The 19,252-nt window shown below is 73.2% G+C and carries 19 protein-coding genes; 8 read left to right on the top strand and 11 right to left on the bottom strand.

Annotated elements, in window-relative coordinates; translation table 11 throughout:
* Nucleotides 1-243: 243 nt before the first annotated feature.
* Complete coding sequence (locus BTM25_RS21250; protein WP_103564790.1) at nucleotides 244-1,560, top strand: KamA family radical SAM protein; 1,317 nt, start codon at nucleotides 244-246, stop codon at nucleotides 1,558-1,560.
* Between the two features lie 40 nt (nucleotides 1,561-1,600).
* Here the strand turns inward: BTM25_RS21250 and BTM25_RS21245 are convergent, their stop codons facing one another.
* Both BTM25_RS21245 and BTM25_RS21240 read right to left on the bottom strand, forming a co-directional pair.
* On the bottom strand, nucleotides 1,601-2,176 hold the full coding sequence (locus tag BTM25_RS21245; protein WP_103564789.1) for a Uma2 family endonuclease: 576 nt from the start codon (nucleotides 2,174-2,176) through the stop codon (nucleotides 1,601-1,603).
* 67 nt (nucleotides 2,177-2,243) lie between these two features.
* Nucleotides 2,244-3,212, bottom strand: a complete 969-nt coding sequence (locus BTM25_RS21240; RefSeq protein WP_103564556.1) for a pirin family protein — start codon at nucleotides 3,210-3,212, stop codon at nucleotides 2,244-2,246.
* A gap of 110 nt (nucleotides 3,213-3,322) precedes the next feature.
* Between BTM25_RS21240 and BTM25_RS21235 the strand changes: the two genes are divergently transcribed.
* Together BTM25_RS21235 and BTM25_RS21230 are read left to right on the top strand one after the other, a co-directional pair.
* Nucleotides 3,323-4,372, top strand: a complete 1,050-nt coding sequence (locus BTM25_RS21235; protein ID WP_103564555.1) for an acyltransferase family protein — start codon at nucleotides 3,323-3,325, stop codon at nucleotides 4,370-4,372.
* Nucleotides 4,373-4,451: 79 nt separating this feature from the next.
* On the top strand, nucleotides 4,452-6,944 hold the full coding sequence (locus tag BTM25_RS21230) for an ATP-dependent Clp protease ATP-binding subunit (protein ID WP_103564554.1): 2,493 nt from the start codon (nucleotides 4,452-4,454) through the stop codon (nucleotides 6,942-6,944).
* Between the two features lie 43 nt (nucleotides 6,945-6,987).
* Here the strand turns inward: BTM25_RS21230 and BTM25_RS21225 are convergent, their stop codons facing one another.
* Together BTM25_RS21225 and BTM25_RS21220 are read right to left on the bottom strand one after the other, a co-directional pair.
* A complete protein-coding gene (locus BTM25_RS21225; protein WP_103564553.1) occupies nucleotides 6,988-7,692 on the bottom strand; it encodes a lipase family alpha/beta hydrolase in 705 nt (234 codons plus the stop codon).
* A gap of 147 nt (nucleotides 7,693-7,839) precedes the next feature.
* Complete coding sequence (locus BTM25_RS21220; RefSeq protein WP_103564552.1) at nucleotides 7,840-8,721, bottom strand: HhH-GPD family protein; 882 nt, start codon at nucleotides 8,719-8,721, stop codon at nucleotides 7,840-7,842.
* A gap of 66 nt (nucleotides 8,722-8,787) precedes the next feature.
* On the opposite strand from BTM25_RS21220, the gene BTM25_RS21215 reads away from it, so the two are divergent.
* Nucleotides 8,788-9,420, top strand: a complete 633-nt coding sequence (locus tag BTM25_RS21215; protein WP_103564551.1) for a hypothetical protein — start codon at nucleotides 8,788-8,790, stop codon at nucleotides 9,418-9,420.
* On the opposite strand, the gene BTM25_RS21210 is transcribed toward BTM25_RS21215, so the two are convergent.
* The 6 genes from BTM25_RS21210 to BTM25_RS21185 all read right to left on the bottom strand — a co-directional run bounded on the left by BTM25_RS21210 (nucleotide 9,417) and on the right by BTM25_RS21185 (nucleotide 15,325).
* Nucleotides 9,417-10,064: an SDR family NAD(P)-dependent oxidoreductase gene (locus BTM25_RS21210; RefSeq protein WP_168212179.1), complete on the bottom strand. Its 648-nt coding sequence runs from the start codon at nucleotides 10,062-10,064 to the stop codon at nucleotides 9,417-9,419. The two genes, BTM25_RS21215 and BTM25_RS21210, sit on opposite strands and share 4 nt — an antisense overlap.
* Before the next feature lie 169 nt (nucleotides 10,065-10,233).
* On the bottom strand, nucleotides 10,234-11,313 hold the full coding sequence (gene disA / locus BTM25_RS21205) for a DNA integrity scanning diadenylate cyclase DisA (RefSeq protein ID WP_103564549.1): 1,080 nt from the start codon (nucleotides 11,311-11,313) through the stop codon (nucleotides 10,234-10,236).
* A gap of 97 nt (nucleotides 11,314-11,410) precedes the next feature.
* Complete coding sequence (gene radA, locus BTM25_RS21200; RefSeq protein WP_103564548.1) at nucleotides 11,411-12,838, bottom strand: DNA repair protein RadA; 1,428 nt, start codon at nucleotides 12,836-12,838, stop codon at nucleotides 11,411-11,413.
* Nucleotides 12,839-12,881: 43 nt separating this feature from the next.
* Complete coding sequence (locus tag BTM25_RS21195; RefSeq protein WP_235828517.1) at nucleotides 12,882-13,436, bottom strand: sugar O-acetyltransferase; 555 nt, start codon at nucleotides 13,434-13,436, stop codon at nucleotides 12,882-12,884.
* A gap of 60 nt (nucleotides 13,437-13,496) precedes the next feature.
* Nucleotides 13,497-14,555, bottom strand: a complete 1,059-nt coding sequence (locus BTM25_RS21190; protein ID WP_103564546.1) for an alpha/beta fold hydrolase — start codon at nucleotides 14,553-14,555, stop codon at nucleotides 13,497-13,499.
* Nucleotides 14,556-14,626: 71 nt separating this feature from the next.
* Nucleotides 14,627-15,325, bottom strand: coding sequence for a class I SAM-dependent methyltransferase (locus BTM25_RS21185; protein WP_103564545.1), 699 nt, complete (start codon nucleotides 15,323-15,325; stop codon nucleotides 14,627-14,629).
* 148 nt (nucleotides 15,326-15,473) lie between these two features.
* Here BTM25_RS21185 and BTM25_RS21180 point away from each other — a divergent pair, with 148 nt between their 5' ends.
* Genes BTM25_RS21180 through BTM25_RS21165 form a run of 4 tightly spaced genes read left to right on the top strand, consistent with a single transcriptional unit; the run spans nucleotide 15,474 to nucleotide 18,425 of the window.
* Nucleotides 15,474-16,358 (top strand): sugar phosphate isomerase/epimerase family protein, encoded by an 885-nt coding sequence (locus BTM25_RS21180; RefSeq protein ID WP_205648172.1) that lies wholly within the window; start codon nucleotides 15,474-15,476, stop codon nucleotides 16,356-16,358.
* Nucleotides 16,355-16,936: a TetR/AcrR family transcriptional regulator gene (locus tag BTM25_RS21175; protein WP_103564543.1), complete on the top strand. Its 582-nt coding sequence runs from the start codon at nucleotides 16,355-16,357 to the stop codon at nucleotides 16,934-16,936. The genes BTM25_RS21180 and BTM25_RS21175 overlap by 4 nt, the downstream gene beginning before the upstream one ends.
* A 44-nt stretch (nucleotides 16,937-16,980) precedes the next feature.
* Nucleotides 16,981-17,694 (top strand): ABC transporter ATP-binding protein, encoded by a 714-nt coding sequence (locus tag BTM25_RS21170; RefSeq protein WP_103564542.1) that lies wholly within the window; start codon nucleotides 16,981-16,983, stop codon nucleotides 17,692-17,694.
* Nucleotides 17,691-18,425: an ABC transporter permease gene (locus BTM25_RS21165; RefSeq protein ID WP_103564541.1), complete on the top strand. Its 735-nt coding sequence runs from the start codon at nucleotides 17,691-17,693 to the stop codon at nucleotides 18,423-18,425. The genes BTM25_RS21170 and BTM25_RS21165 overlap by 4 nt, the downstream gene beginning before the upstream one ends.
* Here BTM25_RS21165 and BTM25_RS21160 read toward each other — a convergent pair.
* The gene (locus BTM25_RS21160; RefSeq protein ID WP_103564540.1) at nucleotides 18,422-19,072 is read right to left on the bottom strand and encodes a winged helix-turn-helix transcriptional regulator; all 651 of its coding nucleotides are present in this window, start codon (nucleotides 19,070-19,072) and stop codon (nucleotides 18,422-18,424) included. The genes BTM25_RS21165 and BTM25_RS21160 overlap by 4 nt on opposite strands.
* Nucleotides 19,073-19,252: the final 180 nt, after the last annotated feature.

Genomic DNA, 19,252 nt, shown 5'->3' with positions numbered 1-19,252 from the left:
GGCGCCCGGGGCCGCACCCTTCACGGTGGGTGACCGTCCGGGCGGTGCCGAATCGTCGTCCCGCCCCCGCGCGTCGGCTCCGCTCGTGCGGCCGTTGACCTGCACTCTCGTGAAATCGCCGGGCCGGGTGTTGCGCCGACGGCCGGGACGGGAGTTTCAATGGGTGTGAGCTGGGCCTCGTCCATCACGCTCCGTGACGACGCCCCGGCGTCCTTCCCCGCCAAGAGCAAGGAGAACCGACACGTGACTCTGGTGAACGACGCGGTGCCCGCAGCGCGCTCCACCGGTCGCAAGTTCCGCGCCTTCACGGCCCAGCACCTGGAGGAGCTGACGGCCCGCGCCGGGCTGTCACCGGGCGACCGGCTCGCGACACGGGCGGTCGCGACCGTGCTCCCCTTCCGGACGAACGCCTACGTCCTGGACGAGCTGATCGACTGGTCCGCCGCTCCCGACGACCCGATCTACCGGCTGGTGTTCCCGCAGCCGGACATGCTCCCGGCGGCCGACGTCGCGCTGCTGTCGGACCTGCTGCGCCGGGACGCGCCGCGCGCCGAGGTGGAGGCCGCCGCGCACGCGGTGCGGATGAGGCTGAACCCGCATCCGGCCGGGCAACTGGAGCTGAACGTCCCGAGCTTCGGCGACGGCCGCGTCCCCGGGATGCAGCACAAATACGACGAGACGGTGCTGTACTTCCCCAAACAGGGCCAGACCTGTCACGCGTACTGCACGTACTGCTTCCGGTGGGCGCAGTTCGTCGGCGACGCGGACCTGAAGATGGCCGGGAGCGACGTCGAGCAGCTCGTCTCCTACCTCGTCGCGCATCCGCGGGTGACGAGCGTCCTGTTCACCGGCGGCGACGCGATGATCATGGGCGAGCCGGTGCTGCGCCGCTACGTCGAGCCGCTGCTCGCCCTCGACCAGATCGAGTCGATCCGGATCGGGACCAAGTCGCTGGCGTACTGGCCCCAGAAGTTCGTCACCGACCCGGACGCCGACGCGATGCTGCGCCTGTTCGAGGAGGTCGTCGCGGCGGGCAAGAACCTGGCGTTCATGGCGCATTTCACCCATCCGCGCGAGCTGGAGCCGCTGATGGTGGCCGAGGCGTGCCGCCGCATCCGCGACACGGGCGCCGTGATCCGCACCCAGGCGCCGCTGATCCGCTCCATCAACGACTCCGCCGCCGCGTGGGAGACGATGTGGCGCACCCAGACCCGCATGGGCCTCGTCCCGTACTACATGTTCGTCGAGCGCGACACCGGCCCGCGCGACTACTTCGCCGTCCCGCTGGCCCGCGCGCACGAGATCTTCCGCGACGCCTACGCGAACGTCTCGGGCCTGGCGCGAACAGTGCGCGGCCCCTCGATGTCCGCCACGCCGGGAAAGGTCTGCGTGGACGGCGTCACCGAGATCAACGGCGAGAAGGTGTTCGTCCTGCACCTCATCCAGGCGCGCGACGCCTCCCTGGTCGGACGCCCGTTCTTCGCCCGCTACGACCCCGAGGCGATCTGGCTGGACGACCTCCGCCCCGCCTTCACCGACCACTTCCCCTTCGCGGAATGAGACGACGGCCCGCACCGAGTCCCGGTGCGGGCCGTTCCGTTCAGCGGTTCAGCGTGCGGACGTCGATGTCCATCGGGAACGGCACGTCGACCTTCAGCCGGTCGCGGTGGATTCCGGTGCCCACATAGGCGCCGGTCGTCTCCAGTTCGAAGACGTGAACGGCTGGGCCTGTCGGTTCTTTCTCTACGCGCCAGAAGTGGGGGATTCCGGCCCGCGCGTACTTCATGGGCTTGGTCTCGCGGTCGCGGTCCTTGGATTCGGGCGACACGATCTCGACGACGAGCAGGACCTCTTCTGGCAGGTAGAAGGTCCGCGCCTGCGGGTCGTCCACCGCGCTCGGCCGGACGGCCACGATGTCGGGTTCCGGCCGCTGATGCATTCCCAGCCTGACCGTGATTCTCATGTCGACTTCGACCTCGTCCGGCGCGCAGAGTTCGATCGCATCAGCCAAACGACGCATCACTTGCGAGTGGAAAGCGCTCTGCGGTGACACCACGATGAGCGCTCCGTCGATCAGCTCCATCCGCGGGGCCTCTGGCGGCAATGCGTCGAGATCGTCTGCCGTCCAGCCGCCGGGCGGTGTGCGGAACCACTCGGGCAGGGGCTCGGCGGTCATCGCGTCCTCCAGCGGTCTTGCCACCGCCATCTTGCCATGCACCGGGTCGTGACCTGCTGAAGTTTGGTCAGCGGGTGCGGCCTCGGGGTTTCAGGGGGGTGGACGGGAGGGGTGGGGCGGGGAGGGCGGGGCCGTCGTAGTTGTGGACGGTGCCGAAGCGGGGGGTTCCGACCGTCCATTCGGCTCGGGCCTCGGCTATTTCCGCGCCGGTCCGGGCCACGAAGTTCCACCACATGACGAGGTGTTCCTCGAAGGGTTCGCCGCCTAGGAGCATCAGGGACGCGGCGGAGTCGGTGCGCAGGCGCAGGTCGGATCGGCCGCAGCCCAGGTAGAGCATGGAGCCCGGGTCCAGAGCGACGCCGTCCACGTGGGTCGTGCCGGACATTGTCAGGGCGGCGTATTCGAAGTCCGGTTCCAGGGGGAGGCGGACGTCGGTTCCCGCGGCCAGGGAGAGGTCCAGGCCGACGATCGGGGTGTGGGTGGTGCCGGGGGACGTGGTGCCGTCGACCGTGCCGAGGATGACCGTGCCGTGCAGGCCCGGGGCGGTGACGGTCGGGAGGTCGGCGTGGTGCTCGAAGACGGGGGCGGTCGCGCGGGACGCGTCCGGGAGGGCCACCCAGAGCTGCGCGCCGAGCAGGGTCGGGCCGTGGTCGGCGGGGGATTGTTCGGAGTGCGCTATGCCGCGGCCGGCGGTCATCAGGCCGAGTTCGCGCGGGCGGACGAGCTGTTCGCTCCCCACGCTGTCGCGGTGCAGCACCTCGCCCGCGTGCAGCCAGCTCACGGTCTGCAGGCCGGTGTGCGGGTGCGGCGGGACCTGCATTCCGGGCAGCGCGGTGATGTCGTCCGGGCCGTAGTGGTCCACGAAGCACCACGCGCCGACCATGCGGCGTCCGAGGTTGGGCAGCAGGCGCCGCACGCGCGTGCTCTCGCCGAGCGCCACCAGCCGGGGCGCCAGCAGTTCCCGGACGGGACGGGCCGCGACATCGTCCCGTCCGCCGCACTCGCGCAGCGGGGGACGCCGATCGAGGTCGCTCATGAGTTCTCCCCTCCGTGCTCCGATCATGCCACCGGCGGTCAGGCGACGTTCAGACTCGGGGGGTACCGTGGCCCGGTCCTGCCCCCTGCCTCAGGATCGGTGTCCCTGGCGTGCTCCTCACGAGACCGGCCGTCCAACCGAAGGCCGACAAGACGACGACCCGCGATCCCTACTTCGACAACGCCAAGTTCCTCGCCGTCGCCCTCGTGGTCGTCGGCCACGCGTGGGAGCCGCTGCGCACGTCCGGCCTCGGCGGACGGACGCTGGAGGCCGCGCATCTGCTCGTCTACGCGTTCCACCTGCCGGTCTTCAGCCTCATCTGCGGCTACTTCTCGCGCGGCTTCCCCGACGGACGCGGCAAGACCCGCAAGCTCGTCACCGGCATCGCCGCCCCGTACCTGCTGTTCAGCCTCGGCTACACGCTGCTCGCCGGGTTCCTGGACGGCCACCGCATGGGCTGGGACCCGTTCGAGCCCTTCTACCTGACGTGGTTCCTGCTGGCCCTGCTGATCTGGCGGCTGTCGGTGCCATTCTGGCTCCAGATCCGCTGCCCGGTGCTCGTCGCGACGGCGATCTGCGTACTGTCCGGGCTCGTCACGCTCCCGGCGGCCCTCAACACCGCGCAGGTCCTGTCGTTCCTGCCGTTCTTCGTGTTCGGCCTGACCGTCACGCCGGAGAAGCTGGCGGTCCTGCGCCGCCGCGCCGCGCGCCGGACGGGCGCGGCCGTGCTCGTCGCGGGCGCCGTCGTCGCCTACGCCGCCGCCGGACGGGTCGACCCCGAGTGGATCCACTGGCGGCGCAGCTTCGCGCAGCTCGGCGTCGGCGGGTCGCTCGGCACCGGGTACACGCTGGTCGCGCTCGCGGCGGCGGTGACGCTGACGGCGGCGTTCCTCGCGGTCGTCCCGGCCCGCACGACGTGGTTCAGCGGGTTCGGCGCCGCCACCATGTACGCCTACCTGCTGCACGGCATCCCGATCATGTGGATGGCCTACCAGGACTGGTACTACCGGCTGGCGGACTGGCAGATCGTCCTGGTCACGGCCGGCTGCCTGGCGCTGACGGTGCTGCTGTCGACGCGTCCCGTCCGGGCCGCCACGGCGTGGGCCGTCGAACCCCGGCTGGGCTGGCTGTTCCGCAGGCCGAGCCCGGTCAGACCATGACGTTCTTGGACGACACCGGAGTTTTCCGAGAGAGGGCCCCGGGGACGCGCCGGTAGGAGGCCACAACCGGGGAGGTCGGATGACCGCGGGATGGTACGGAGGCGGCCGGGATCCGTTCGAGGAACTGCTCGCGCGGTTCTTCGGGGCCGGATCGCCGCGTCCGCCGGTCGAACGCGTCAACATCGCGCGGCTGATGAGCGAGCCGGCGCGCGAGCTGGTGCGGGACGCGGCGGCGCAGGCCGCGCAGTGGGGCAGTCCCGACCTCGACACCGACCACCTGCTGTGGGCGGCGACGCGGCAGCAGGGCACCCGGCAGTGGCTGGAGCGGGCCGGCGCGGACGCCGACGCGCTCGCGGGCGAGGTGGAGCGGACGTCGCGGCGCGCCGAGCCGAGCGAGTCCCCGCCGGTGCTGACGCCGTCCGCCAAGCGGGTGCTGCTGGACGCGCGGCAGATCTCGCAGGCGCTCGGGTCGTCCTACATCGGCCCCGAGCACCTGGTGTTCGCGCTGGCGCTGAACGCCGAGTCGCCCGGCGGCCGGATCCTCGGCGGCGCGCGGATCACGCCGGAGTCGCTGCAGAACGCGGCGGCCCCGCCTCCGTCCGGCGGCGGCGTGCCGCGCGACTCCACCACGCCGACGCTGGACGAGTACGGCCGTGACCTGACCGCGCTCGCCCACGAGGGCCGCATCGACCCGGTGATCGGACGCGAGGGGGAGATCGAGCAGACCGTCGAGGTCCTGTCGCGCCGGACGAAGAACAACCCGGTGCTGATCGGCGACCCGGGCGTCGGCAAGACGGCCATCGCCGAGGGGCTCGCCCAGCGGATCATCGACGACGAGGTCCCGGACACGCTGCGCGGGAAGCGGCTCGTCCAGCTCGACCTCGGCGGCGTCGTCGCGGGCACGCGCTACCGGGGCGACTTCGAGGAGCGCGTCAAGAAGATCATGGACGAGATCCGCGCCCACTCCGGCGAGATGATCGTCTTCATCGACGAGCTGCACACGATCGTCGGCGCGGGCGGCGGCGAGGGCTCGATGGACGCCGGGAACATGCTGAAGCCCGCCCTGGCGCGCGGCGAGCTGCACGTCATCGGCGCGACGACCATCGACGAGTACCGCAAGAACATCGAGAAGGACGCCGCGCTGGAGCGCCGGTTCCAGCCGATCCTGGTGCCCGAGCCGAACGCCGACGACACCGTCGAGATCCTGCGCGGCCTGCGCGACCGCTACGAGGCGCACCACCAGGTCCGCTTCTCCGACCAGGCGCTCGTCGCGGCCGTGGACCTGTCCAGCCGCTACCTCACCGACCGGTTCCTGCCCGACAAGGCCATCGACCTCATCGACCAGGCGGGAGCGCGCGTCCGGCTGCGCAGCGGACGGCGCGGCGGCGACCAGCGCGACATCGAACGCCGGCTGGACCGGCGGTGCCGCGAGAAGGACCAGGCCGTCGCGGACGAGGACTACGAGAAGGCGTCCGCGCTCCGCGACGAGATCCAGGAGCTGCGGCGGCGGCTGACCAGCGACGAGACCGAGCCGGAGGCGGCCGTCCCGGAGGTGACGACCGAGGACATCGCCGAGGTGGTCTCGCGGATCTCCGGCGTCCCGGTCGCGCAGCTCACCCGCGAGGAGCGCGACCGGCTGCTGGACCTCGAAGGGCACCTGCACCAGCGCGTCATCGGGCAGGACGACGCGGTGCGGGCGGTGGCGCGGGCCGTGCGGCGGTCGCGGGCGGGGATGGGCGACCCGGACCGTCCGATCGGCGGGTTCCTGTTCCTCGGGCCGACCGGCGTCGGCAAGACCGAGCTGGCGCGGGCGCTCGCCGAGGCGCTGTTCGGCAGCGAGGACCGGATGATCCGGTTCGACATGAGCGAGTTCCAGGAGCGGCACACCGTCAGCCGCCTCATGGGCGCGCCGCCCGGCTACATCGGGTACGAGGAGGCCGGGCAGCTCACCGAGGCCGTCCGGCGGCGGCCCTACTCGGTGATCCTGCTGGACGAGATCGAGAAGGCGCACCAGGACGTCTTCAACGTGCTGCTCCAGCTCCTGGACGACGGCCGCCTCACCGACGCGCAGGGCCGCACCGTCGATTTCCGCAACACCGTCGTGATCATGACGAGCAACCTCGGCTCGGAGATCGTCACCGGCCGGCAGGCGCCCGGGTTCGGCGCGGTCGGCGGGGACGACGCCGGGGAGTCGATGCGCGACCAGGTCATGCGGCGGCTGCGCGAGGAGTTCCGGCCCGAGTTCCTGAACCGCATCGACGACATCATCGTCTTCCAGCGGCTCGGCGCCGAGCAGCTTCGGCAGATCACCGACCTGCTGCTGGAGGAGACGCGCCGCCGCCTGCGCGGCCAGGACCTCACGATCGAGTTCACGTCCGAGGCGGTCGACTGGCTCGCCGAGCGCGGCTACCAGCCCGACTTCGGCGCGCGTCCGCTCCGCCGGACGATCCAGCGCGAGGTGGACGACCGCCTGTCGGATCTGCTGCTCTCGGGCGAACTGGAGCCCGGCCAGCACGTGACGGTCGCCGCGTCCGACCGGGGCCTGGAGGTCAAGGCCACCACCCCGGCCTGAACACCCGCGTCCGTCCGGGCGGTGGACGGACGCGGGCGGGTCGTCAGGGGCAGGTGGTGGTGAGGGGGCCGCCGTCGAGGGCGGACGCGATGAGCTGCTGCGTCGCGCCGTCGATCGGCTCGTCGGCGTGGCTGACCGAGCGCCCCGGGCAGAACGACTGGATGCTCGCGTTCGTCGCGCCGGGCAGGGCGGTCAGCTCGCCGGTGCCGCTCGTGGTGTAGAGGTGGTAGGCGGGCAGCCCGGCCGGGACGGCGGGGGCCGTGTTGAGCTGGGTCAGGAACGCCGAGCCCGGCATCATGTCGCGGCAGCCCTGGTAGAGGGAGCAGAGCGTCCCGGCCCAGTCGCCCTCCTCGGGCGTGCCGACGTCCACGTAGGTGCCGACCTGGCCGAGGCCGCCGAGGAACTTGACGTAGTGCCGCTCGGCGAGGCCGCCCATCGAGTGGCCGACCAGGTCGACCTTCGCGGCGCCGGTCTCCTGGCGGATCTGGGTGACCTTGTCGGCGACGGCCTGCGCGGAGTCGGGGATGGCGGCCGTCCCGCTCGGGTTCCCGAGCAGGACCATCGAGTACGCGGTGAAGCCCTGGGACGCCAGCCAGGACCGCAGGCCCTCCAGCTTCGTCGTGTCGGCCGCGTAGCCGCCGATCACGAGGACGGGGTTGCGCGCGTCCGCGCGGGCCGGGGCCGGGAGGAGCGCCAGCAGCGCGACGAGGAGTAACGGCAGGGCTCGTGCTGTCGTGCGTCGAGACACGGTGTGCCTTTCGTGGGGAGCGTGTGGTCCGAGTGTAATCGAACACGTGTTCGCATGAACGCGTTCGCCGGGACCAGTCTCCGGTGCGGCGGGACCCGAGATCATCGGCCGAAGGTCTACCGGCGGCGCGACCTTGGTCACGCCGGGTCAGGCGGGCAGGGCGTAGCGGCCGTCGTCCAGCGGGTCCACGAGGCCGTCGGCGATGAGGCCGTCCAGGGCGCGCTCGCGTTGCGCGGCGTCCGCCCAGACGACGTCCAGCGCGCCCTTCTCCACCGGCGCGGGGGCGTCGCGGAGCACGGCGAGCAGCCGCCCCCGGCATTGCCGGTCGGTGCCCGCGTAGGTCTGGCCGACGCGCGGCGGGCCGTCGTAGGCGGGACGTCCCGCCTCCTGCCACGCGCAGCGGTCCAGGACGGGGCAGTCCACGCAGCGCGGCGACCGGGCCGTGCAGACCAGCGCCCCCAGTTCCATCACCGCGACCGACCAGCGCGCGGCCGTCGGCGGATCGACCGGCAGCAGCGCCTCGGCCAGCACGACCTCCGCGCGCGTCTGCGCCTTCGGGGGGTACTCCACGCCCGTCCGCATCCGCGCGAGGACGCGCCGGACGTTGGTGTCCAGCACCGCGTGCCGCTGCCGGTAGGCGAAGCTCGCGACGGCCGCCGCCGTGTACGCGCCGATGCCGGGCAGCGCGAGCAGTTCGGCGTGGACGTCGGGGACCTCGCCGCCGTGCCGCTCCACGATCGCCTTCGCGGCGGCGTGCAGCCGCAGCGCGCGGCGGGGGTAGCCGAGCCGTCCCCACGCCCGCACGGCCTCGCCGGACGGTTCGGCGGCCAGCGCCGCCGGGGTCGGCCAGCGCCGCAGCCACTCGTGCCAGACGGGCAGGACGCGCTTCACCGGCGTCTGCTGCAACATGATCTCGCTGACCAGCACGCCCCACGGCGTCGCGTCCGCCGCCCGCCACGGGAGGTCCCGGGCGTTCGCCGCGTACCAGTCGAGGATCGGCGCGGTGATCAGATGAGCGGGGGTGTCCATCGGGGAGTCATTGTGGCACGGCGCGCCGCCGCCCCTCGAAGATCCATCCGAATGCATACTGCACGTATGTCCACGGACACTGACAGTGACAATGCGCCGGACGAGTACTGGAAGCGGCGGGCCGTCGCGCTCGGCGCGGTCCTCGCCGCCGTCGGGCTGCTGGCCTGGGGCTGCACGGCCGGGACGGGCCCGGACCGGCCGGTGCGGGACGCCGCCGCGCTCGCGTCCGCGTCCCCGCCCGCCCCGACGGCGCTACCGACGGTGACCGTCACCGCGCAGGTCACCCGGACCGCCGCGCCCCGCCGCCACGCCGGCGACGCGTGCGCCCGCAAGGACGTCGTGGTCGACCTGGCCGTGTCGCGCGCCGTCTACGGGCGCGAGGACCGCCCGGAACTGCGGCTCACCGCCGTGAACACCGGCGCCGCCGCGTGCCGGTTCGCGACGGGGCCGAAGGCGCTGGACGTCCGCATCTCGTCCGGGGCCGACCGCGTCTGGACGGCGTCCTGGTGCGCGCGCGGCGACGCGTCCCCGCGCCTGCTGCGGCGCGGCATCCCGTACGTCCGCACGCTGACCTGGGACCGGCGCCGCTCGTCCGGCCGCTGCGGCGGCGCGCGTCCGGCGGCCCGTCCGGGCACCTACGTGGCCGAACTGGTCGCGCCCGGCCTGAAGGCGAAACGCCAGGTCTTCGCCCTGCGTTAGACGGTCGGCCGGGGCTTGGGCGCGGCGGTGGCGGAGCTGAGCGTGAGGACGGCCACGCCCTGCCCGGCCAGCTCGGCGGCGGCGCGGCGGGTCAGCGCGGTCACGGCGGCCCAGAGCGCGGTGGCGGGGCTCGTCGCGCGGGTCGGGAACGCCGGGATGGGCGCCAGGTTCACGATCATCCCGCCGGTGCCCAGCTCGGCCATCTGCGCGCCGAACAGCCGGCAGCCGAGGGCGGCGCCGGCCAGGTTGCGGCGGGCGCGGGCCGTCCAGTCGGCGGACGCCAGGCCGATCGCGGTGTTGTTGACGACGACGTCCGGCGGGCCCGTCAGGTCCTCGATCTCGCCCGCGAACGCCGCCATCGAGCGGGCGTCGCCGATGTCGACCGTCACGGGGAAGGCGTCCGGGCCGAACGTCTCGGCGACGGCCGCCGTGCGGATCGCCGCCCCGAGATCGATGTCGGCCGCCACCACCCGGGCGCCGCGCGCGGCGAACGCCAGCGCGGCGAGGCGCCCGACCCCGCCGCCCGCCCCGGTCACGACGACGGTCCTGCCGTCCAGCCGGCCGGCGCTCCCGCCGGACGCTCCCGGGTCGACCCGCATGCCCGAAACCCCCGCGTCGTTGGACTTCTCGTCCGATGCTGGCACTTCCTGAACGAAAGTCAACACCGGCGGAGCCGTCGCCCGGGGGTGTCCCGATGCCGACCATCCGCGCCGCGCCGTCCGGCGCGAACGCCGTCCCATCATCGTGCACGGCGCCGCACGGCCGCACGCCGCCGCGAACGTGACGATCACCACGCGACGGCCTGGAACCGGGTCAGACGTAGCGTTCGAGGATGGACGACTCGGCGAGCCGCGACAGCCCCTCGCGCACGCTGCGGGCCCGCGCCTCGCCGACGCCGCCGACGGCCTGGAGGTCGTCGATGGTGGCGGCCAGGAGCTTCTGGAGGCCGCCGAACTGCTCGACCAGGCGCTCCAGGACGAGGTTCGGCAGCCGCGGCACCTTGGCCAGCAGCCGGAACCCCTTCGGGCTGACGGGCAGGTCGAGCGCGTCCGGCCCGGAGAAGCCCATCACCTCCGCGACCGTCGTCAGGTCCAGGAGTTCGTTCGCCGACAGGACGTCCAGCGCCGCGAGCACGGCCTCGACGCCGTGCGTCGGGTCCGACGACGGGTAGTCCCGCACGATCAGCTCGCGGTCCACGTCGACGCCGGAGACCAGCTCGTCCAACTGGAGCGACAGCAGCCGGCCGTCGGTGCCCAGCTCGACCACGTAGCCCTCGATCTCGTCGGCGATCCGGCGGACCATCTCCAGCCGCTGCACGACCGCGCTGACGTCCCGGACGGTGACCAGGTCCTCGATCTCCAGCGCCGACAGCGTGCCGGACACCTCGTCCAGGCGCAGCTTGTAGCGTTCGAGCGTCGCGAGGGCCTGGTTGGCCTTGGACAGGATGGCCGCCGAGTCCTCCAGGACGTAGCGGATCCCGTCCAGGTACAGCGCGATGATCCGCATCGACTGGCTGACCGAGATGACCGGATGGCCGGTCTGCCGGGCGACGCGCTCGGCGGTGCGGTGCCGCGTGCCGGACTCCTCGGTCGGGATGGCGGAGTCGGGGACGAGATGGACCGCCGCCCGCTTGATGCGCATCCGGTCCCCGTCGAGGACGATCGCCCCGTCCATCTTGGCGAGTTCCCGCAGCCGTGTGGCGGAGAACTCGACGTCGAGCTCGAACCCGCCCGAGCAGATCGTCTCCACCAGGTCGTCGTAGCCGAGCACGATCAACCCGCCGGTGTGGCCCCGCAGGATGCGTTCGAGACCGTCGCGGATCTGGGTGCCCGGGGCGACCGCGGCGAGCGTGGCTCGGCGTCGTTCGTCATGGCCTCTGTCGTGTGCTGGCACCTGGCCCCCGGAGTTCGCTGGACGAGCGTCAGTTTACCGAGCGGGCACGCTGACCGGTTCGTGCCCTGGTCGCCAGTCTTCAGGAACCTCCGGCGGGTCAGGGCGCGGTGAAGGCTACCTGGAGTGCTTGGGTAAGACTGTCCACCTCCATCACCTTCATACCCTCATGGCTGGTGAGCTGTGGATCCGCCCGTTTCAGCGGGGATCCGTCGCCGAGGTCGAGGGACCCGCGCGGCACGACCGCGTACTTGAACCCGAGCCGCGCCGCCTCCGCCAGCCGCCGCGGCACCCCCGGGACGACCCGGACCTCGCCCGCCAGCCCGACCTCCCCGACCGCGATCAGCCCGCCCGACAGCGCCTGCTCGACCGTGGAGCCCGCGACGGCGAGGGCGAGCGCGAGGTCCACCGACGTCTCGGCGAGCCGCACCCCGCCGACCGTGGAGACGTAGACGTCCTGCTCGTGCATGGAAATCTTGCAGCGCTGGGCGAGGACGGCCAGCACCATCGCGACCCGGGACGTCTCCAGCCCCGACGACGCGCGGCGCGGCGCGGGCAGGTGCGACTTGGCGACCAGGGCCTGCACCTCGGCGACGAGCGGGCGCCGCCCCTCCAGCGTGACCGTGACGCAGGTGCCGGGGACGGGCTCCTCGCGTCGCGTCAGGAACAGGCCGCTCGGGTCGGCCACCCCGACGATGCCGACCTCCGACAGGTCGAAGCAGCCCAGCTCGTCCGTCGGCCCGTAGCGGTTCTTCACGGCGCGGATCATGCGCAGCCGGCTGTGCCGGTCGCCCTCGAAGTAGAGGACGACGTCCACCAGGTGCTCCAGCAGGCGCGGCCCGGCGATCGCGCCCTCCTTGGTGACGTGCCCGACGAGCACGACGGGGATGCCGCGCTCCTTGGCGACCCGGATCAGGTTGGCGGCGACCTCGCGGATCTGGGTGACGCCGCCGGGCGCGCCGTCGGCCTCGGCCGTCCCGATGGTCTGGATGGAGTCCACGACGAGCAGCGCGGGCGAGACCGTGTCCACGTGCCCGAGGACGGCCGACAGCTCGGTCTCGGCGGCCAGGTACAGCGTGTCGGTGACCGCGCCGATGCGGTCGGCGCGCAGCCGCACCTGCTGGGCGGACTCCTCGCCCGTCACGTACAGGACCGGCTGCGCCTCCGCCCCCTCGCCCGCCCCGGACGCCAGCGCCGCGACTTCCAGCAGCAGCGTGGACTTGCCGATGCCGGGCTCCCCGGCGAGCAGCAGGACGGCGCCGGGGACGATGCCGCCGCCGAGGACGCGGTCCAGCTCGTCCAGGCCGGTGGGGCGGGTCCGCGCGGACCGGACGTCCACCTGCCCGATCGGCCGGGCGGGCGCGCTGACGGCCCCGGCCGCGACGACCCGCGCGGGGGAGGCCCCGGCGGCCTCCAGGACGGTGCCCCACGCCTGGCACTCGCCGCACCGCCCGACCCACTTGGACGTCTGCCAGCCGCACTCGGAGCAGCGGTAGGACGCCTGCCGCGCCGTCTTCGCCTTCGCCATGCCACCGAACGCTACGGCCCCGCACCGACAAACCACAGGCAGTTCACAGCTCGCGGACGACACGGGCGGGGTTCCCGGCGACGACGACGGCCCGCGGGACGTCCCGGGTGACCACCGAACCGGCGCCGACGACCGCGTCCGGGCCGATCGTGACGCCGGGGCAGACGATCACGCCGCCGCCGAGCCAGGCGTTGTCGCCGATCTCGATGGGACGGGCCGTCTGCCACTTGTTCCGGCGCGGCCCGGACTCGACGGGATGGGACGGCGTCAGAAGCTGGACGTTCGGCCCGATCTGGACGTCCGCGCCGATCGTGATCCCGGCCGCGTCCAGAAAGATCGCCCCGAAATTGACGAACGCGCCGTGCCCGAGCGTCACGCGGTAGCCGTAGTCCGCGCGCAGCGGCGGCGCGACGTACGCGCCCTCGCCGAGGGAGCCGAGCAGTTCGGCGAGGACCGCGCGGCGGCCGGGCGGGTCGGCGGCGGGCCAGCCGTTGAACCGCTCGCACAGCCGCGCGGCGCGCAGGGCGTCGGCGGCGAGTTCCGGATCGTCGGTGGTGAACGGCTCCCCGGCGAGCATCCGTTCCTTGTGACCGCCCACGGCAACCCCCTCGCTCGGCGTGAACCGGTTACGAGGGGGTCCTTCCCCGCGCGCCGAGGGTCAGGCGGACGACTTCATCAGCGCCCGCCCGACCAGGTCGCCGAGGTGGTCGGAGACGGCGCCGGGCTTCTCCAGCATCGACATGTGGCCCGTCCGGGGCAGGACCTCCAGCCGCGCGGACGGGATGCACCGGGCGATCTTCAGGCTGTGCCCGACCGGGGTGAGCAGGTCGTTCTCGCCGCCGATGACGAGCGTCTCGATCCGGTCCAGGACGGAGCAGTCGCTGATCACGTCGTGGGTGATCATCGAGTGGAAGAAGTCGACCAGCGCGTCCATGCGCGTGTCGGCCATCATCCGCTCGGCGAACGCGACGGCGGCGGGGCTGGCCTCGGGCCCGAACGCGATGAGGTCCTCGATGACCATCGAGCCGTCCCGGCCGAGGTGGCGGACCTTCTCGATCAGCGGCGCCCCGGCGCCCACGGCCCGCAGGGCGCGCGGCAGCACCTTGTGCGTGACGCGGGCGAGCGCGGCGGGCATCCCGAGCGTGACGGCGCCGAGGTCGCCGGAGGAGGTGTTGACCAGCCCGGCCGCGACGATCCGGTCGCCGAACAGCTCGGGGTACTCGTCGGAGAACCGCATGATCGTCATGCCGCCCATCGAGTGCCCGACCAGCACGACCGGCGTCCCCGCCGGGACGGTCTGGTCGATCACGGCGGCGAGGTCGTGGGCCAGGCGCGGCAGCCCGTAGTCGTCGCGGGCGCCGCCCTCGGAGCGGCCGTGGCCGCGCTGGTCCCAGAACACGAGCCGGCCGAGGCCGCGCAGGGCCTTGCGCTGGAAGTGCCAGGAGTCCTGGGTGAGCGTCCAGCCGTGGGAGAACACGACCGCGAGGTCGGTGCGGTCCTCGCCGTCGATCTCGGCGTAGAGGCGGGTGCCGTCCTCGGCGCGGACGGGCACCGGACGGCCCCGCAGCGACCCGAACGGCTCGCCCGCGAACGGGTCCGGACGGAGCTGGAGCCGCCGGACCGCGCGGCGCTGCGCGGCGATCCCGGCTCCCGCGGCGCCCGCGCCGAGCGCGGTCGCGGCGAGGATGTTGCGGCTGGTCCTGGCGGCACGGCCCATGATCCGACCCTCCCTGGGTGCACGATTCCGGCCATTGTTGTATAGCGAGTCAGTAATCGACCACCCCGGGGTCAGGTGCGGCGCCACCACAGGTTGACGGCGTAGTCCACGTCCAGGCCGTCGTGCTCGGCGAGGAACCGGTCGGCCAGCTCGGCGGGGAACTCGATGCGCAGGACGGCGGCGAGGTCGTCCCTGGACCCGAACGACCACCGGATCAGCAGCGGCTCGCGGGAGAAGCCGCGCCGCGTCCAGAACCGTTCGACCCTGCCCGGGTCGTAGGAGGTCAGCCAGCGCCGGAACCAGCCGCCGAACGTGGACCGCGTCGCGTCGTTGTCGATGACGAAGATCGCGCCGCCGCGCCGGACGACCCGGTCCAGCTCGGCGAGGCCCGGTTCGCAGCCCGGCCCGAAGAAGTACGCCCAGCGCGCGTGGACGACGTCCACCGACGCGTCCGGCAGCGGGAGGGCCTGCGCCGCGCCGACCCGGACGTCCACCGACGGCAGATCCGCGACGCGCCGCCGCGCCGCCGCCGCGAGCCGCGCGTGCGGTTCGACGCCGATCACCCGGGCCGCCTCGCGGGCGAAGAACGGCAGGTGGAAGCCGGTGCCGCAGCCGACGTCGAGGACGGTCGCGTCCGTCCAGGGCCGCTCGGCCCGCATCGCCGCCTCGATCAGCCCGTCCGGGTCGACCGCGCGGTTCTCGATCTCGTAGACCTGCGGCGTGTTCCAGATGTTGGGGCTCGGAACGGCCCCGGGGGCGATCTCGGGCACGGCACCGAGCGTAGCCGGGAGCGGGCGGGGCGAATCTCAGATCACCCACCGGAAGGGATTCATTCCAAGCAGGATGAGCATAGGCTTTCGACGAAGCCATGATCCGTTGACCGCGGCCCTCCGGCCGCGAACCTCTGGCGAGGGAGCCTTGACTCCGCAGCACGACGGCGCGGCGGCGCCGGTCCTCCGCGTCCCGGACGCTCCGATCACGCTGTCCACGGCGTCGGTCTACCCGGAGAAGGCGCCGAGCGCGTTCGAGATCGCGGCGCTGCTCGGCTACGACGGCGTCGAGGTGATGGTCTCGACGGACGCCTCGTCGCAGGACCTCACCGTGCTGCGCCGCCTGTCGGACTACCACGGCGTGCCGATCCGGTCGATCCACGCGCCCTGCCTGCTGCTCACGCAGCGTGTGTGGGGGCGGGACCCGTGGGGCAAGCTCGTCCGGTCCAAGGAGGCCGCCGAGGAACTGGGCGCGGACGTCGTCGTGGTGCACCCGCCGTTCCGCTGGCAGCGCGAGTACGCCCGCGAGTTCGTGGAGGGCCTGGCCCGCATGCAGGACGAGACGGACGTCCGGTTCTGCGTGGAGAACATGTTCCCGCTGAAGGCGCGCGAGCGCGAGGCCGGGATGTACCTGCCGGACTGGAACCCCGTCGACCAGGACTACCCGTACGTCACGCTGGACTTGTCGCACACGGCGGTGTCCGGGTCGGACGCGATGGACATGGCCGACCGCCTCGGCGACCGGCTCCGCCACATCCACCTCGCGGACGGCGTGGGCCTGCCGAACAAGGACGAGCACCTGGTCCCCGGCCGCGGGTCCCAGCCGTGCGGGCCGATGCTGGAACGCCTCGCCGAGGGCGGGTTCGACGGCCACATCGTGCTGGAGGTGAACACCCGGCGGGCGTCCTCGCGGGAGCAGCGGGTGGACGACCTCGCCGAGGCGCTGGCGTTCGCGCGGCTGCACCTGGCGGCGGCCGGACGGGTCTGGGAGGTCTCGCCGGGCGGTGAGATCACCCGGCGGGACGGCCGGTGACCGAGACCGCGCGGCGTCCGGGACGGCGTCCCGGCCCGACCGAGACGCGCGCCGCGATCCTCGCCGCCGCGCGCGACCTGTTCGCCGAGAAGGGCTACGACGGGGCGTCGCTGCGCGGCATCGCCCGCGCGGCGGGCGTGGACCCGGCGCTGCTGCACCACTTCTTCGGCAGCAAGGAGGGCGTGTTCGTCGCGGCGATGCGGTTCCCGCTGGACCCCGGCGAGCTGGTGCCGAAGATCGCGGAGGTGCCCCGCGAGCGCCTCGGGGAGTCGGTGGCGCGGCTGCTGCTCGGCGTCTGGGACGACCCCGAGCGCCGCGCGCCGCTGGTCGCGATGCTGCGGTCGGCGATGACGAACGAGCGGGTCGCGGCGTCGGTGCGCGAGTTCCTGTCGGCCGAGCTGTTCGGGCCGGTGATGGCGGCGCACGGCGTCCCGGCGCTGCGGCTGGACGCCGCCGCCGGGCAGCTCCTCGGGCTGATGGTGCTGCGGCACGTGCTGCTGATGGAGCCGCTGGCGTCGGCGGACGCCGAGGAGCTGGTGGCCCTGGTCGGCCCGGTTCTTCAGGGCTATCTGGGCTGACGGCGTTGCGGGCTCCGGGTCCCCGGGCTTAAATTCATCATGTGATGAACTCTGCGGTGGCCGTCCGGGACCTGCGGGTCGCGCGCGGTGGACGCGACGTGCTGCACGGCCTCTCGTTCGACGTCCCGCGCGGCGCCGTCGTCGGACTGCTCGGGCCGAGCGGCTGCGGGAAGACGACACTGCTGCGGTGCCTGGTCGGCGTGCAGGAGGTCCGGGGCGGGACGGTGACCGTCCTCGGCTCGCCCGCCGGGACCCCGGCGCTGCGGCGGCGCGTCGGGTATGCGACGCAGAGCCCCGCCGTCTACGCCGACCTCTCGGTGGGGGAGAACCTCGCTTACTTCGCGGCGGTATTGGGCGCACCGCACGGTGACGTGGACCGCGTGCTCGACGCGGTCGGGCTCGGGGACGTCCGGGGCCGGCGCGTGGCGGCGCTGTCGGGCGGGCAGCGCGGGCGCGTCAACCTGGCGGCGGCGCTGCTCGGCTCCCCGGACCTGCTGGTCCTGGACGAGCCGACCGTCGGGCTGGATCCCGTCCTGCGCCGCGAGCTGTGGGAGCTGTTCCGCGCGCTGGCGGGACGTGGGACGACGCTGCTGGTGTCGTCCCACGTCATGGACGAGGCCGGACGCACCGATCGGCTGCTGTTGATGCGCGAGGGGTCGTTGCTCGCCGACGCCCCGCCGGACGAACTGCGCGCCCGCACGGGCGCCGCCGACCTGGAGGACGCCTTCCTGCGCCTCATCGCCGAGGAGGCCCGATGAGCGTCACCGTGACCCTGGCGACGACGCGGCGGATCCTCGCGCAGCTCCGCCACGACCCGCGCACGCTCGTCCTGCTGGTCGGGGTGCCGACGCTGCTGATGGTCCTGCTGCGGTACGTGTTCGACGAGCCCCGGACGTTCGACCGCGTCGGGCCGCTGCTGCTCGGCGTGTTCCCGTTCGTGATCATGTTCGTGGTCGCGAGCGTCGGGACGCTGCGCGAGCGCACCGGCGGCACGCTCGAACGGCTCATGACGATGCCGCTCGGCCGGCTGGACCTGCTGCTCGGCTACGCGCTCGCGTTCGGGCTGCTCGCGCTGGTGCAGGTCGCGGCCGTCCTCGCGATCTCGCTGACCTGGCTGGACCTCGGGCTGCGCGGGCCGGACGCGGCGCTGGTGCTCGTCGCCGTGCTGGACGCGCTGCTCGGCATGGCGCTCGGGCTGTTCGCGAGCGCGTTCGCGCGGACGGAGTTCCAGGCCGTCCAGTTCCTGCCCGCGTTCGTCCTGCCGCAGTTCCTGCTGTGCGGGCTGATCGTGCCGCGCGGCCGGATGGCGCCGTGGCTGGACGCGGTCTCGGACGTCCTGCCGCTCTCCTACGCGGTGGACGCGATGCAGCGCGTCAGCACCGAACCGGGCTTCTCGGGCCTGCTGCTGCGGGACGTCCTGGTGATCGGGGGATGCGCGCTGCTGGCGCTCGTGCTCGGCGCCGCGACGCTCCGCCGCCGCACCGGCTAGCGGTGGGGCGGCCGGAATAATCGCGGCAGGACCTCTAACGCACTGTCGTCGCCGCTCGCGGTGACGCGGCCGGTGCCGAGCGCGCGGCGCAGCGTCAGGGCGCCCGCCGCCAGGTCGGCGAGGACGCCGGCGGACGTCGTGAGCGTCACGTCCGGGTACTGGGCCGGGCCGTCCGCCACCGTGACCGCCCCGGCGTGGACGCGGGCGTGGACGACCTCCTCGCCCGTCCGGATCTCGTAGACGGCGCGGACGCCCGCCGCCGCGTCCGGGTCCAGGCAGGCCCGCAGCGCGAGCGCCGCCCAGGCCGCGCGGACCGTCTCGTCCGCGCGGCGGCCGTCCCGCGCCCAGCGCAGGCCCCAGCGGGCGAGGGCGAGCACGACGGGCTCCAGCTCGCGTCCGGAGCCGGTCAGCGCGTAGGCGGGGACGCGCTGCGGCAGGACGGTCCGCTCCACGATCCCGGCGCGTCCGAGGTGCTTGAGGCGCGCCGACAGCAGGCCGGTGCCGAGGCCGCGCAGGGCGCCCTGGAGGTCGCCGAAGCGCTTGGGGCCGGTCAGCAGCTCGCGGACGAGCAGCAGCGTCCAGCGCTCGCCGACCAGGTCGAGCGCGCGGGCCGTCGGGCAGTACTGGCCGTAGGACCGGGGTTCCACGCGGTGCCTCCGTCACGTCGGCTTACTTCCGGATATCGAAGTAGATGCTTCATTTTCCCGACACTAACCTTCAAGGGCATAACACTATGACTTCGAAGTGTCACTTATTGTCCATAAATCCTGCGACGTACCCTTGACTGGTGACAAATGGGGGTTGTAGCGTTACGGCTCGTAATCAAG

This window comes from Actinomadura rubteroloni (genome assembly GCF_002911665.1).
In the GTDB taxonomy this organism is placed as follows: domain Bacteria; phylum Actinomycetota; class Actinomycetes; order Streptosporangiales; family Streptosporangiaceae; genus Spirillospora; species Spirillospora rubteroloni.
This window is presented reverse-complemented; position numbering and strand designations above follow the sequence as displayed.